Raw genomic sequence first — 14,011 nt, forward strand, 5'->3', positions numbered from 1 at the left:
AACTTTAATATAAAAATATTATTTTATTTTTTAATAATACGTACGCACATAATTTTTGCTTTACAAACAATTTTTTTTTTAACTTTTACTATACTTTTAAAAAAAAAAAATTTTTTTCTTTGTTTTTCCAAAATACTTTTTATTAATATTTGATCTCCAGGAAATACAAAATGTTTAAAACGGACATCATTCATCCCAGTAATATAGTACATATCTTTATTTTTTAATATTTGTTTTTTAACACTTTTATATAATAAAATACCTGTAGTTTGTATCATTGATTCTAATAATAAAACACCAGGATAAATAGGATTTTCAGGAAAATGTCCTTGAAAACATGGTTCATTTAAAGAAATATTCTTTATAGCATTTAAAAATATAAATTTTTTAAACGAAATAATTTTATCTACTAAAATAAACGGATATCGATGAGGTAAAATGTATAAAATCTCATTAATATTTAACATATAATTTTTATAAATAATATTTTTATTAAAATTTCAAAAATATATCTCCATATCAGAGATATATTTTTAACTGATCTATTTTATAACTTTAACTTATTTATTTCATTTGTTCTATCACACTATCTGTTAAATTATCAATATTGTTTATGTAAAAAAGAGCACTAGAATCAAAGACTATATTATAGTTATTTTTTTTAGCTACAATATTAATAACTTTTTTAATTACATGTAATAATTTTGCACGTTCTTCTTCTTGTCTTTTTGTAAGTTCTGTTTCAAAATTCTTAATTTGAATTGCTAAAATGTTTTTTTCATTTATAATTTCTTTTTCTAATGTATTTTTTTCATTTGAAAATATTGATAGTCTATTATTTTTTAATTTTTCTGTTTTAAGTTGTATTGAATCTTGTATTTTTTTTATTTTATCAATTTTAGGTTGAAATTCTTTTTCCAATTTTTTAATAGTTTTTTGTGTTTGAGGTATTTTTTGAACAACTTTCGTAATATCTACAATTGCGAACTGAGTAAAACAAAAAGCTTTATCAACAGGAAAAGTTAAAATTAATACAGATAAAATAATTGCTCGTAAAGAAAATTTCATTTTAATATACCTTTTTTAATAAATTTATGAATTTTATTTACCAAGTTTTGCCAATATGAAATTGTAATTGTTCCACTTGATCTGTTTCATATTTTTTAAATGGATGCGCATAAGAAATTTCAAATTTTCCTATAGAAGATTTCCATTTAACAGAAATACCTAGTGAACTTCTTATATCTGATAAAATCTTTAAACCAGGTATTTTATATAATTTATATAAATAATTATCTTCTACTAGAGTATTGAATAAATTTCCAATATCAAAGAAAATAGAAGACCTAATTTTTTCTTTATATTTTTCACTTAAAAAATTCATGGGTATAATTAATTCTTGATTTATATTGATAACAAAATTACCTCCTATTGCATTATTTGACATACAAATAGATCTATTATTATCACAATTATTGTATTTTGTATTCAAATACATTGCTTTAGGCCCAATACTATTAGGTTTATACCCTCTAATCGAATTTATTCCCCCAAGATAAAAATTATTATAAACAGGAAATGTTCCGCCTAAAAAACCATGACCATATCCAATATTAGCTTTAAATAAATAAATGAAAACATCATTATTTTTTAAATCTTCTTTTTTACGTTTAAAAGATAAAGGAATATAGTGAGTATAATCAAAGTTAATTTTATAATTACTAGTTCTGTCATACCAAGGAAAAGAAAAATACGCCTCTAGAAACCCAACTTGTCCAAATATCGGAAATTTTTGATTATCCAAATTATTATATAATAATGAATAACTTATGCTTAATTCATTTAATATAAAATTCTTCTTAGGATAAGAATATACTTTATATCCTATTTTTTTTAAAAAATGAAGTAAAGTTAATTCATTATTAATATTAGTAATATAATTTTTCGAAAATCCCACATTACTTTCTAAAAGAATGTTTTCAGTAATAGGATACTTAATAACAGCCCCAAATCCTTTATTGTGATTCATAAAATTATTATAATAATTACTATTATTAGTATTATCTCTAGTGTTATCTAGAGATATTTTGATTCCTATACTTAAATCTTTAAAATAAACATTATTTTTATTAAATAAAAATTCAACATAAGAGTGAAAATTATTAATATTAGAATTTATAAATATATCATTATCAGTTCCTAAGAAATTTTCTTGTTTAATTACATTTTGTAATGATACAGTTTCAACCCAACCTCCTACTCCTCCGTTAAAACTAAAATCACCTGTATCTTCTTCTTGAACTTGAAATATTACGTCTAATGTATGAAAAATATCATGATTTTTATGTAATAAAACTTCTACTTTAGTAAAGTATCCTAATGAAAGTAATTTTCTTCTTGTTTTTTCAATTAATTTACTATTAAACCAAGCACCTTCTTTTTGATAAGTTACACGTCTTAAAATGCTATTTTTTGTAGAAATATTTCCCGAAAATTCTATTTTTCTTACATAATATTTTTTATTTACATCTATTTGTAAAATCAGAGTTAATATATGATTTTTTATATTAAAATCTTTAAATATTTTGATATTTGGATTTAAAAAACCATAATTTCCTAAATAACTGATTATATCATCTTTTAATTGTACTATTTTTTTTTCTTGATAAAGTTCTCCTGGAGAAATATTAACCATATTTTTTATATGTTTTAAATATTTATTTTTATTAATATTTAAAATAATTTTAGCAATTCTAAATTGCTGATTCTCCTTAATTTTAATTGTTAAAAACATATTTTTTTTATCATATGATAAATTTTGAGTAATATGTTGAATTTTAAATTTAGGAAACCCATGATCTAAATATAATTCTTGTAATTTACTAATCTTCTCATTAAGATAAGTAAAATTATATTTATCTCTTTTTGGAAAGAAAAATAAAAAGTTGTTATTTATGTTTAAATATTTTATTAAAAAATCAGTACTATAGAAATGATTTCCTAATATATTTATTTGTTTAACTTTAGTAGCATTTTTTTCATTAAAAAATATTGTTATATTTACGGTTCGATTTTTGTTAATAACAATTTTGATTTTTATATTAGAATAAAACATCCCATTTTCATAAAAAATACGTTCAATATTATTTTTAAAGGTAAATAATAATTGACGATCTAATATAGCTTTATTTTTAATCCCTATATTTTTCAAAAATTCTTTTATAATACTTGTTTTTATTGTTGTATTATTTTTAATAGAGATATTAGAAATCATTGGTTTTTCTACTACTTTGATAATAATCGTATTTTTATGTTTAAAAATATTTATATCTTCAAAAAAACCAGTAATAAATAATATATGTATAATTTTTGTTAAATCTGTGTCAGATATGCACTCTCCTATTTTTATAGGTGTTTTTGCTAAAACATCATTTAATTTTAGTTTATTAAGACCAAAAAATATTATTTTTTGAACACAAATTGTACTTTTTTGTTTCTTTAAAATAATATTTTGACAATTAACATCTTTAATAAAAATTAACAAAAATATAAATAAGAAATATTTACTATATTTATATATTTTGTAAAAAAAATTTTTATTATAATCGTAAAAAATCATTTATTAATGCAATCCCCATTATTAAAATTAAAATAATTAAACTTAACTTATATGTTAAATACTTAATTTTATTAGATATTTTTCTACCTATTATTTTTTCACAACATAAAAGAACTAATTGCCCACCATCTAAAATAGGTATAGGTAATAAATTTATTATACTTAGATTAATATTTACCAGAGCTAAAAACATAAAGTAGTATACAAAATTACTACGAATTAAAATTCCAGCTATTTGTCCAATAGAAATCGGACCATTTAAATTATACATATTTTGTTTTTTTTTAAAAAAACCATATAATGAACTTAATGTTGATTGTATCAATTTAAAAATTTTTTTAATAGATTGATATAATGCTTGAACGAAATTATATTTATGTATAATTATTGAAGTATCTTTTATATTTGTAATTTTAGGAATTAATCCAATAAAACTAGTTTTTTTGGATACAACACTTATAATTGAAGGGATAATTTTTATATCAATATATTTATTATTTCTTTTAATATTTAAATTAATTACTTTATCAGTATTTGAGAAAATAAATTTTTGTAAATCATACCAATTTGAAAAATTACTCCCCTGGACATTAATTATTTTATCTCCAATGTGTAATTTAGATTTTGCAGCGGGTGATTCATGTATTACATATGCAATAATAGGATTAATCTTTAATCCTTTAGGTATTATACCTAACTTTAATATTAAATTTTGTTTTTTTAAATATTTAATAGAATTTTTAGGAATTTTTAAAATCTTATTTGTTCTAATATTTGAATTTATAGAACTAACTTCTATTTTAATTTTATTATTTTGATTAATATCAATATTTTTTATTAATTCTGAATTTACAGTATTCCAATCAGGAGTATTTACACCATTAATTTTTTTAATTTCCATATTAGGTGCCAAACCAGCTAAATCAGCAACAGATAAATAATTAATCTCATTAATTATAGGATATTTAATTGGCACCCTTATCCCTATAAAAAAAATTATCCAATAAATTATTATTGCAAATATAATATTTGCTATTGGACCTCCAATAATAATTAATATTTTTTTAAAAAAACTTAATTGATCATATAATAATAAATTAAATTTTTTTACATATTTTGTATTGTTGTTGTCAACATTACTTGATATTTTTACATAACCTCCCAAAGGGATTACTCTAACTACATAATTAGTCCCATATTTATCATGATAATTTAAAATTTTTTTTCCAAAACCTATTGAAAAACACTTTATATATGTACGAAAAAGTCGTGCCATATAAAAATGACCGCATTCATGTACTATTATTAGAGAACTTACTGTTATAATAAATATTATTATATCAAATAAAATATTTAACAACATTAAAACTCCTGTATTTTTAGATGTAAATATTAATAAACTAAATTTTAATTTTTTATAATATCAAAAATTTATTAAATACAGAACTACATTAATATGTAATTAATAATATGGATCTGTAATTTTTATAAAATATATTTTAAAAAAAATATTTCTAAAAAAACATCCAAAAAATTCTATCTTGATAAAAATCTTTTAATTTATTTTATATATAATTAATTTTTAAATTTAATACAATTACCTCCAAAACGACGTTCGCGATTAGAAAAAATAGTTAATGCTTTTGTAAAATTTTTTTCATTAAAATCAGGCCATAATATTTTAGTAAAATATAATTCTGAATATACAATCTGCCAAGTTAAAAAATTACTTATGCGATACTCTCCACCTGTTCTAATCACTAAATCTATAGGTAAATTATCACTTAAACATATATACTTACTTAAAGTATTTTCATTAATTTCTTTAGGATTTAGCAATCCCTTATATACTTTTGCAGCAATTTTTTTAACTCCAGTAATAATATCCCAACGACCACCATAATTCACAGCTATATTTAATAATAATCCATTATTATTTTTTGTTTCATGTTCCGTTTTATTAATTTCGTTTTGTAAATTAATATTTAATTCTTTTTTATTACCAATAATTTTTAAACGTATATTTTTTTTTTTTAAATTAACAGTTTCTTTTTTTAAAACTTCTTCAAATAACTTCATTAAAAATTTAATTTCACTACGTTCTCTATTCCAATTTTCACTGCTAAAAGCATATAATGTCAATATCTTTATGTTTTTTTTAATGGAAAAACTCACTATTTTTTTTACTGTTTTAACTCCTTCTTGATGTCCCAAAAATTTTAATTTTCCGTTTTTTTTAGCCCATCTTCTATTACCATCCATAATAATAGCAACATGTTTTGGATAGGAAATATTTTTAATCTTTACATTTTTGTTTTCTATTATCATTTCTGTTTTAGTACTTAAAATTATTTTAATAATTAAACGTCAAAAAAATATCATAAAAAACATACTACTTTAATAATTTAAAAAATAATTTAAATAAATATCAACATATATTTTAAAATGATATACGTAAACATGTTTTATTTTTAAATAAAAACAATATATTTTAATTAAATAATTCTATCTTTTTTTTAAAAAAATTTGTAATCTTATTTATGTAAAATGATGTTTTTTTTTGAATTTGTTTTTGTAATTCTTTTTCTTGATTTTCACTAATATTTTTATTCTTTAAAAGAATTTTTAGTTTATTCTTTTTTTTTTTACGTATATTACGTATAGCAATACGATTTAATTCTAATTCTCCTTTAAGATTTTTTGTTATTTTGATTTTTCTAGATTCAGTCATAGGAGGTATCATTACAAAAATATCCTTATTAACTATTTTTGTAGTTAAATCCAAATTAGCAAAAATAATACTTTTTTCTATATTTTTTATAATAGAAATATCAAATGGAGTAATTTTCAGAGTAGAATAATTATCTACAACAATAGAAGATAATTGATTAATCGGAATTAATTTATTATATAATTTTACAGTTAAATTATTTAATAAATGAGGAGAAATTCTATTATTTAATGTAATATTGACTTTTTTTATAAAAAGATCCAAAATTTTTTTCATACTAACTTCGTTATCTCTCAGAATATCATTATACATTTTTTTACCTATATTAATAAATTAAATTTATTTAACTATTTTTTATTATTGTTCCTTCATTTTCTCCTGTTAATATTCTATAAAGAGATCCAGGTTTATTTATATTAAATATATGAATAGGAATATTATGATCACGTGCCAGTACAAAAGCAGTATTATCCATAATTTTTAATTTTTTACTTATAACTTGATCATAATCTAATATGTCATAAAATTTAGCATTTAAATGATTTATAGGATCTTTTGAATATACTCCATTAACTTTTGTTGCTTTTAATATAGCATTTGCTCCTAATTCAATTCCTCTTAAACATGCAGCAGTATCTGTAGTAAATAAAGGATTACCAATTCCTCCTGAAAATATAATTATATTTTTCTTAATTAAATTAATAGCTTTAAATATATTATATTCATTACAAATTCCTTTAATTGAAAAAGCAGACATTAAGTATGTTTTTACTAATAAAAAATTTAATGAATGATGTAATACTAAACCATTTATTATAGTGGATAACATTCCAATTTGATCACCTAAAATACGTTTTAAATTTTCGTTTGAATTAAAATATCTTCCCCTAAATAAATTTCCTCCACCAATTACAATACCTATTTCAACTCCTAAAGAAAAAATAGTATTAATTTCTTGTATAATATAATTTAATAATTTGTTATCAATGCCTGATGCATTATTACCTTGTAAAAATTCACCACTTATTTTTAATATAATACGATTATAGATCATTTTTTTTTTGATATTCATGAGAACACTTATTATATCTTTTTTATAAAATTTAAATATATAAAAAAAAATTTTAATTCTTAATTATACTTTGACCCTAATTCAAAATTTATAAATTGGAAAATTTCCATATCATTTTCTTTTAAAAAATGTGATACTGTTTGATTATTATCAAATAAAAATTTTTGGTTATATAATGTTATATTGTTTATAAATTTCTGTACACGGCCCTTGGTTATTTTATTTATAATTATTTTTGATTTTTTGTTATTTTTAGCTATATCCTTTTGTAATTGATATTCTTCATGAAGAACATTATTTGGGATATTTTTTTCTTGGATATATCTTGGTTTTAACATAGCTATATGCATAGCAATTTTTTTCATTAATAATTGATTATCTAAATTAGATTGTAATAATACACCAATACGTTTACTATGATGAATATATTGCCCAATAAATTTTCCTTCAATAACACTAAAACGGTTAATAGAAATATTTTCTTTTAATATTCCAATTAATTTTATTTTTTCTTCTTCAAAAACATTTTTTATTTTTATAATATCTGTAATTTTATAATTAAAAATATATTCAATTATATTTTGTGCAAAATTTGTAATATGTATTGATTTTGCTACAAAATCTGTTTGACAATTTATTTCTAATAATATTCCAATATTTTTTTTTACAAAACTTATAATTATTCCCTCTTTTGTTAAGTTATTGGATTTTTTTATAGATTCTATTTGAGAATATTTACGTATATAATTTATAGCTAAGTTAATATTTCCTTTTGTAGCAACTAGTGCTTTTTTACATTCTAAAATTCCAACACCTGTAATATTTCGTAATTCTTTAATTTTGTTAATATTAATTTTCAATATTAATCTCCTAACTGATTAGTTTTTATATTATTAGCAATAAATGAAGAATTATTTAGCACAATTTCAGATACATAACATAAATATAATTTTATAGCTCTAATGGCGTCATCATTTCCTGGTATTACAAAATTAATACCATCTGGATTAGAATTAGTGTCTACTATAGCAAATATAGGAATATTTAGTTTTTTTGCTTCTTTAATTGCAATTTTTTCATGTTCTGCATCAATTACAAATATTGCATCTGGTAATCCTCCCATATTTTTTATACCACCTAGACTTTTTTCTAATTTTAATAATTCTCGTTTTCTTGTTAATGCTTCTTTTTTTGTTAATTGTTTAAAGGTGCCATCTTTACTTTGTAATTCTAATTCTTTTAATCTTTTTATTGATTTTTTTACTGTTTTCCAATTGGTTAACATGCCGCCTAACCAACGATAATTTACAAAAAATTGTTTACAATTATTAGCTGTTTCTTTAATAGGAAGAGAAGCTGCTTTTTTAGTTCCAACAAATAAAATTTTCCCCTTTTTAGAACTAATTTTTTTTAATTCTATTAAAGCATTATTAAACATAGATACAGTTTTATCAAGATTTATAATATGTATTTTATTTTTATGATTAAAAATAAATTTTTTCATTTTAGGATTCCAAAACCTAGTTTGATGTCCAAAATGGGCACCTACTTTAAACATTTCTTTTAAAGAAACAATCATTTCCTTATCCTTTTTTTTATTTATGAACGATTATTATATAATTATTTTATATATAAAAAAGTAATTATTAAAATTTTTTAACAATTTTTTATATAAATCTTATTTGAAAATTAATATTTAATCATTTATTTATAATGTAATATTAATTATTATACAATTAATAATTATACTAGAATAGTAATGAAAATATTAATTAAAAAATCTAAAGAAATAAAAAAAATTCATAAATCTTGTCAATTAGCAGCTGAAGTTTTAGAAATGATTGAATCTTTTATAAAACCAGGAATTAGTACTGAAGAAATAAACAATATATGTCATAATTATATAGTAAATATTCAAAAAGCAATACCAGCTGCATTAGGTTATAAAGGTTTTCCAAAATCTGTATGTATTTCAAAAAACGATATTGTATGTCATGGTATATCAAATAAAAATGAATTATTAAATAATGGAGATATTGTTAATATAGATGTAACTATTTTATATGATGGTTATTATGGTGATACATCCAAAATGTTCTTAGTAGGTGATGTTTCTGTAAAATCTCAATTATTATGTTTAACTGCACAAAAAAGTTTATATAAAGCTATTAATATTTTAAAACCAGGAGTTAGATTATATAAAATAGGTCAAACTATACAAAAATATGTAGAATCAAAAAAATTTTCTGTTGTAAGAAATTATTGTGGTCACGGTATTGGTAAAAATTTTCATGAAGATCCTCAAATTTTACATTATCTTGCATATGATTATGAAATTATTTTAAAACCAGGGATGATTTTTACAATAGAACCTATGATAAATATTGGAAATCATGATGTTTATTTAACGAATGATAAATGGACTGTAAAAACAACAGATAAAACTAATTCTGCTCAGTATGAGCATACTGTATTAATTAATGAATCAAGCAGTCAAATTTTGACGATAAGGGAAGAAGAAAAAAATTTTAAAATAAAAAATTTATAAAATTTGATATAATCAAGTAGTTAAAAAATTAACTACTTGATTATATCAATAAATTTTAATTATCTAAAAAACTTTTCAAAATCTCTGATCGACTAGGGTGTCGTAGTTTTCTTAAAGCTTTTGCTTCTATCTGCCTAATTCGTTCACGAGTCACATCAAATTGTTTACCGACTTCTTCTAAAGTATGATCAGAATTCATATCTATACCAAATCTCATTCTTAATACTTTAGCTTCTCTAGGAGTTAAGCTGGATAAAATATTATATGTTGCTAAACGTAAACTTTCCGATGTAGCAGAATCTAATGGTAATTCTAAAGTATTATCTTCAATAAAATCTCCTAAATGTGATTCTTCATCATCACCAATAGGCGTTTCCATAGAAATAGGTTCTTTTGCTATTTTTAGCACTTTCCTAATTTTGTCTTCTGGTATCATCATTCGTTCTGAAAGTTCTTCCGGTGTAGGCTCACGTCCTAATTCTTGTAATATTTTTCTTGAAATTCTATTAAGTTTATTAATAGTTTCAATCATGTGTACAGGAATTCTAATAGTTCTTGCTTGATCTGCAATTGAACGTGTAATAGCCTGTCTAATCCACCATGTCGCATATGTAGAAAATTTGTAACCTCTTCTATATTCAAATTTATCAACTGCTTTCATTAAGCCTATATTTCCTTCTTGAATTAAATCAAGAAATTGTAAACCTCTATTTGTATACTTTTTTGCAATAGAAATAACTAATCTTAAATTAGCTTCAATCATTTCTTTTTTAGCTCTTTTAGCTTTTGCTTCTCCAACAGATATTTTTTTATTAATGTCTTTAATTTGTTTAATCGTTATATTAGTTTCTTTCTCAATATTAATTAATTTATTAAAATTATTTTTTAATTTATCAAAAAATGTATTTTGACTATTATATAGTGATCTATCATTAGATATATTATTTTTTAACTTTTTTAAAAAAACATGAATATTAGTTTCATTATCTTTAAATATAAAAATAAATTTTTTTTTAGAAATATTATAATTTTGAATACAGATATTCATAATATTTCGTTCATAAATACGGATACGTGACATAATAGAACGAATTTTTTCAACTAAATAATTAAATTCTTTTGTAGATAATTTAAATTGTTTAAAAATTTCTGAAAGAATTTTAATTTCATGTATTGATTTATAATGATTTCTTCCATTTTTTTTTATAAAAATAGATGTTATTCTATATTGATTATGTAATTCTTCAAATTTTATTTTTGCTAAGTTAGGATCTATTAAATTTTCATTATTTTCTGTTTGATCATTAATTAATTCCTGATTTATATCTGTAGGTACAATTTCTTCTTCAATATTTAAGTTAATAAATCCATTAATTAAATCTAGTAAACGCATATTTCCAGATTTAACCTTATCATATTGTTTTAAAAAGTAATCGATTGATCCAGGATATTCGGCAATTGAACATTGTATTTGATTTATACCGTTTTCTATACGCTTAGCAATATTAATTTCTCCTTCTCTTGTTAATAATTCTACCGTTCCCATTTCACGCATATATATCCTTACTGGATCTGTAGTCCTCCCCATTTCTGATTCAACAGTAGATAGTACTTGTACTGCATCTTCTGGTTCTGCTTCATTATTTGTATTATTATTTAATATTAGATCTCCGTCACCTGGGGCTTTCTCCATTACTTGAATACCCATATCATTTATCATTTTGATAATATTTTTAATTTGGTTAGAACTAATAATATTATCAGGTAAATGATCATTAACTTCTGAATAGGTTAAATAACCTTGTTCTTTCCCACGTGTTACGAGAAGTTCAAACTGTGATTTTGAGTTATGATCCATAAATAGTTCCATGGTTTTATTCATTAATATTAAAAAAATGTAAATAAATTAAAATTTCTGATTATATTTTTTCTTAGTAAGAAATAATAAACATTATTCAAAATTAATTTTTTAAATCATTTTTTTTGTTAATCAATTCTTTATTTAAAGACCACAATTCTTTTTTTTTTTCAATATTTAATCCTTTTTTTCTATCTAAAGATATTAAATATTCTTGTCTATTTTCTAAAATATTTATTTCCAATTTTTTTATACATTTAATAAAAAATTTCTCTATTTCATTATCAGGAATGATATGATTCCACGTAGCTAACATTTCAAGCGGTTCTTTTAATTTTGTATTTCTATATTTTTCTAAAATTTTAGCTGTTGTTATATTCTTAATATGACAAATTTTTATAAATTTCATAAAAAATAAAAAACCATTAATGTTAGAAGTTTTAAAAAATTTAAATTTCGGAAGAATTTTTATTAATTTAGGATTTTGTATTAATAAACTTAATATTATACGAATTGTTGTTTTTTTTAAACTTTTGTTTATATAATTTACTGAATTGTTATTTATTGGATGCTGTAATAAAGTATATATATCTAAAAAATTGATAATTCCTATTTTTTCACCTAATTGTTTAATTAAAGTTATTTGGAAAATATAATCAGGAATTAATTTAATTAAAGATAATGCTCTATGGCTAAATTTTGTTTTTTCCTCAGAAGAAAAAAATTTATTTTTAGACATTAATTTTTTAAAAAAAAAATTTGAAAATGATAAAGCATTATTAATATATTTTTCAAAAATTAATTTACCTTTTTTTTTAATTAAACTATCAGGATCTTCTCCTTTAGGCAAAAACATAAATTCTACTTGTTTCCCATTAACAAGATATGATAAACTTTTTTTTAAAGCTTTCCAATGCGCCTCTATTCCTGCATCATCTCCATCATAACAATAAATAATTTTATTTGTTAAATTGAATAATTTATTAATATGAATACTACTAATAGTAGTACCTAATATTGCTACTGCGTATTTTATATTAAATTGAAATAAACTAATAACATCTGTATAACCTTCTACTACTAATATTTTCTCTACAATTAAATTTTTTTTTTCTTTTTTTATTTCATAAAGTCCATACAATTCATTTTTTTTATGAAAAATACTATTTTCTGCAGAATTTAAATACTTAGGAATTTTATTTTTTTTTAATGTTCTACCACCAAAACCTATTATAAAACCTTTTGTATTTCTAATTGGAAAAATGACACGTTCATAAAATATATCATAATAATTATTATGACTTTTATTATATTTTATAAGGCCTAAATGTTTATGTAGTATTGTTATATTTTTTGTTTTATTTAGTATTTTATCAATCCAATTTTTTGGAGAAAAACCTAAAGAAAAATATTTAATTGTTTCTTTATTAAAACCTCTCTTTAATAAATATTTATATGTTTCTTGACCAGATGTAGAATATAAAGAATTTTGGTAAAAATTACAAATATTTAACATATATTGATATAAAATTTTATTTTTAGATATTAATTTTGTTATATATAAATTTTTTTTCTCATAAACAAGAGGTATTCCAAATAAATCAGCTAGCGTTTCAATACTTTCTATAAAAGATAGATTTTCATAATTCATCATAAAATCTATGATATTTCCATGAACACCACAACCAAAACAATGATATAATTGTTTAGTTTTATTTACAACAAAAGATGGATTTCTTTCTAAATGAAAAGGACATATAGCAAAAAAATTTTCACCTATCTTTCTTAATTTAATTTTATTTTGAATTAAATAAATAATATCACTTCTATCTAATACATGATTAATAAACGCACGAGTAAAATATTTTGCCATTTAATATAAAATATCTTTTAATTATAAATTAAAAATTTAAATCTCTATAAAAACAAAATTAATTTTAGTAAAATCTCATTTTCTTTGCATTTTCTCTGGATATTTTTTTCATATGTCTTTTTATTGCTGATGCTTTAGCTCGTTTCCTTCCTGTTGTTGGTTTTTCATAAAATTCTCTACGTCTTACTTCTGCTAAAATTCCCGCTTTTTCACATGAACGTTTAAAACGACGTAAAGCTAAATCGAATGGTTCATTTTCACGTACTTTAATAATAGGCATTTGCAACATATCCTTCCATTTTAAATTTTA

13 protein-coding genes are annotated in these 14,011 nt (G+C 20.7%); 1 reads left to right on the plus strand and 12 read right to left on the minus strand.

Annotated features, from left to right (window positions below; translation table 11 throughout):
* Positions 1–23: 23 nt before the first annotated feature.
* The 9 genes from fabZ to rpsB all read right to left on the minus strand — a co-directional run bounded on the left by fabZ (position 24) and on the right by rpsB (position 9,001).
* Positions 24–467, minus strand: coding sequence for a 3-hydroxyacyl-ACP dehydratase FabZ (gene fabZ, locus GJT88_RS01150; RefSeq protein ID WP_168895115.1), 444 nt, complete (start codon positions 465–467; stop codon positions 24–26).
* A 97-nt stretch (positions 468–564) separates the two neighbouring features.
* On the minus strand, positions 565–1,068 hold the full coding sequence (locus tag GJT88_RS01155) for an OmpH/Skp family outer membrane protein (protein WP_168895116.1): 504 nt from the start codon (positions 1,066–1,068) through the stop codon (positions 565–567).
* A gap of 37 nt (positions 1,069–1,105) precedes the next feature.
* Complete coding sequence (gene bamA, locus GJT88_RS01160; protein WP_168895117.1) at positions 1,106–3,619, minus strand: outer membrane protein assembly factor BamA; 2,514 nt, start codon at positions 3,617–3,619, stop codon at positions 1,106–1,108.
* A complete protein-coding gene (gene rseP, locus GJT88_RS01165) occupies positions 3,600–4,982 on the minus strand; it encodes an RIP metalloprotease RseP (RefSeq protein ID WP_168895118.1) in 1,383 nt (460 codons plus the stop codon). The genes bamA and rseP overlap by 20 nt, the downstream gene beginning before the upstream one ends.
* Positions 4,983–5,194: 212 nt before the next feature.
* Positions 5,195–5,947, minus strand: coding sequence for a polyprenyl diphosphate synthase (uppS, locus tag GJT88_RS01170; protein WP_168895119.1), 753 nt, complete (start codon positions 5,945–5,947; stop codon positions 5,195–5,197).
* A gap of 163 nt (positions 5,948–6,110) precedes the next feature.
* Positions 6,111–6,626, minus strand: a complete 516-nt coding sequence (locus tag GJT88_RS01175) for a ribosome recycling factor (protein WP_168895120.1) — start codon at positions 6,624–6,626, stop codon at positions 6,111–6,113.
* Positions 6,627–6,693: 67 nt separating this feature from the next.
* Entirely contained in the window at positions 6,694–7,422 is a 729-nt protein-coding gene (pyrH, locus tag GJT88_RS01180; RefSeq protein ID WP_168895121.1) for a UMP kinase, read from the minus strand.
* A gap of 59 nt (positions 7,423–7,481) precedes the next feature.
* The gene (gene tsf, locus GJT88_RS01185; RefSeq protein WP_168895122.1) at positions 7,482–8,282 is read right to left on the minus strand and encodes a translation elongation factor Ts; all 801 of its coding nucleotides are present in this window, start codon (positions 8,280–8,282) and stop codon (positions 7,482–7,484) included.
* 2 nt (positions 8,283–8,284) lie between these two features.
* Positions 8,285–9,001 (minus strand): 30S ribosomal protein S2, encoded by a 717-nt coding sequence (gene rpsB, locus GJT88_RS01190; RefSeq protein ID WP_168895123.1) that lies wholly within the window; start codon positions 8,999–9,001, stop codon positions 8,285–8,287.
* 180 nt (positions 9,002–9,181) lie between these two features.
* Between rpsB and map the strand changes: the two genes are divergently transcribed.
* A complete protein-coding gene (gene map / locus GJT88_RS01195) occupies positions 9,182–9,970 on the plus strand; it encodes a type I methionyl aminopeptidase (RefSeq protein ID WP_168895124.1) in 789 nt (262 codons plus the stop codon).
* 55 nt (positions 9,971–10,025) lie between these two features.
* Here map and rpoD read toward each other — a convergent pair whose 3' ends face one another.
* The 3 genes from rpoD to rpsU form a co-directional block, all read right to left on the minus strand.
* On the minus strand, positions 10,026–11,828 hold the full coding sequence (gene rpoD, locus GJT88_RS01200; RefSeq protein WP_168895125.1) for an RNA polymerase sigma factor RpoD: 1,803 nt from the start codon (positions 11,826–11,828) through the stop codon (positions 10,026–10,028).
* 103 nt (positions 11,829–11,931) lie between these two features.
* Positions 11,932–13,701: a DNA primase gene (gene dnaG, locus GJT88_RS01205; RefSeq protein ID WP_168895126.1), complete on the minus strand. Its 1,770-nt coding sequence runs from the start codon at positions 13,699–13,701 to the stop codon at positions 11,932–11,934.
* A gap of 64 nt (positions 13,702–13,765) precedes the next feature.
* Positions 13,766–13,981, minus strand: a complete 216-nt coding sequence (rpsU, locus tag GJT88_RS01210) for a 30S ribosomal protein S21 (protein ID WP_168895340.1) — start codon at positions 13,979–13,981, stop codon at positions 13,766–13,768.
* Positions 13,982–14,011: the final 30 nt, after the last annotated feature.

The organism is Enterobacteriaceae endosymbiont of Donacia tomentosa, assembly GCF_012571135.1.
Lineage (GTDB): Bacteria > Pseudomonadota > Gammaproteobacteria > Enterobacterales > Enterobacteriaceae.

Coding starts and splice junctions, on each gene's coding strand:
- GJT88_RS01155 (WP_168895116.1), bottom strand. CDS start 1,068: ATGAAATTTTCTTTACGAGCAATTATTTTATCTGTATTAATTTTAACT.
- map (WP_168895124.1), top strand. CDS start 9,182: ATGAAAATATTAATTAAAAAATCTAAAGAAATAAAAAAAATTCATAAA.
- dnaG (WP_168895126.1), bottom strand. CDS start 13,701: ATGGCAAAATATTTTACTCGTGCGTTTATTAATCATGTATTAGATAGA.
- rpsU (WP_168895340.1), bottom strand. CDS start 13,981: ATGCCTATTATTAAAGTACGTGAAAATGAACCATTCGATTTAGCTTTA.
- rpsB (WP_168895123.1), bottom strand. CDS start 9,001: ATGATTGTTTCTTTAAAAGAAATGTTTAAAGTAGGTGCCCATTTTGGA.
- pyrH (WP_168895121.1), bottom strand. CDS start 7,422: ATGAATATCAAAAAAAAAATGATCTATAATCGTATTATATTAAAAATA.
- rpoD (WP_168895125.1), bottom strand. CDS start 11,828: ATGGATCATAACTCAAAATCACAGTTTGAACTTCTCGTAACACGTGGG.
- bamA (WP_168895117.1), bottom strand. CDS start 3,619: ATGATTTTTTACGATTATAATAAAAATTTTTTTTACAAAATATATAAA.
- uppS (WP_168895119.1), bottom strand. CDS start 5,947: ATGATAATAGAAAACAAAAATGTAAAGATTAAAAATATTTCCTATCCA.
- GJT88_RS01175 (WP_168895120.1), bottom strand. CDS start 6,626: ATGAAAAAAATTTTGGATCTTTTTATAAAAAAAGTCAATATTACATTA.
- fabZ (WP_168895115.1), bottom strand. CDS start 467: ATGTTAAATATTAATGAGATTTTATACATTTTACCTCATCGATATCCG.
- rseP (WP_168895118.1), bottom strand. CDS start 4,982: ATGTTGTTAAATATTTTATTTGATATAATAATATTTATTATAACAGTA.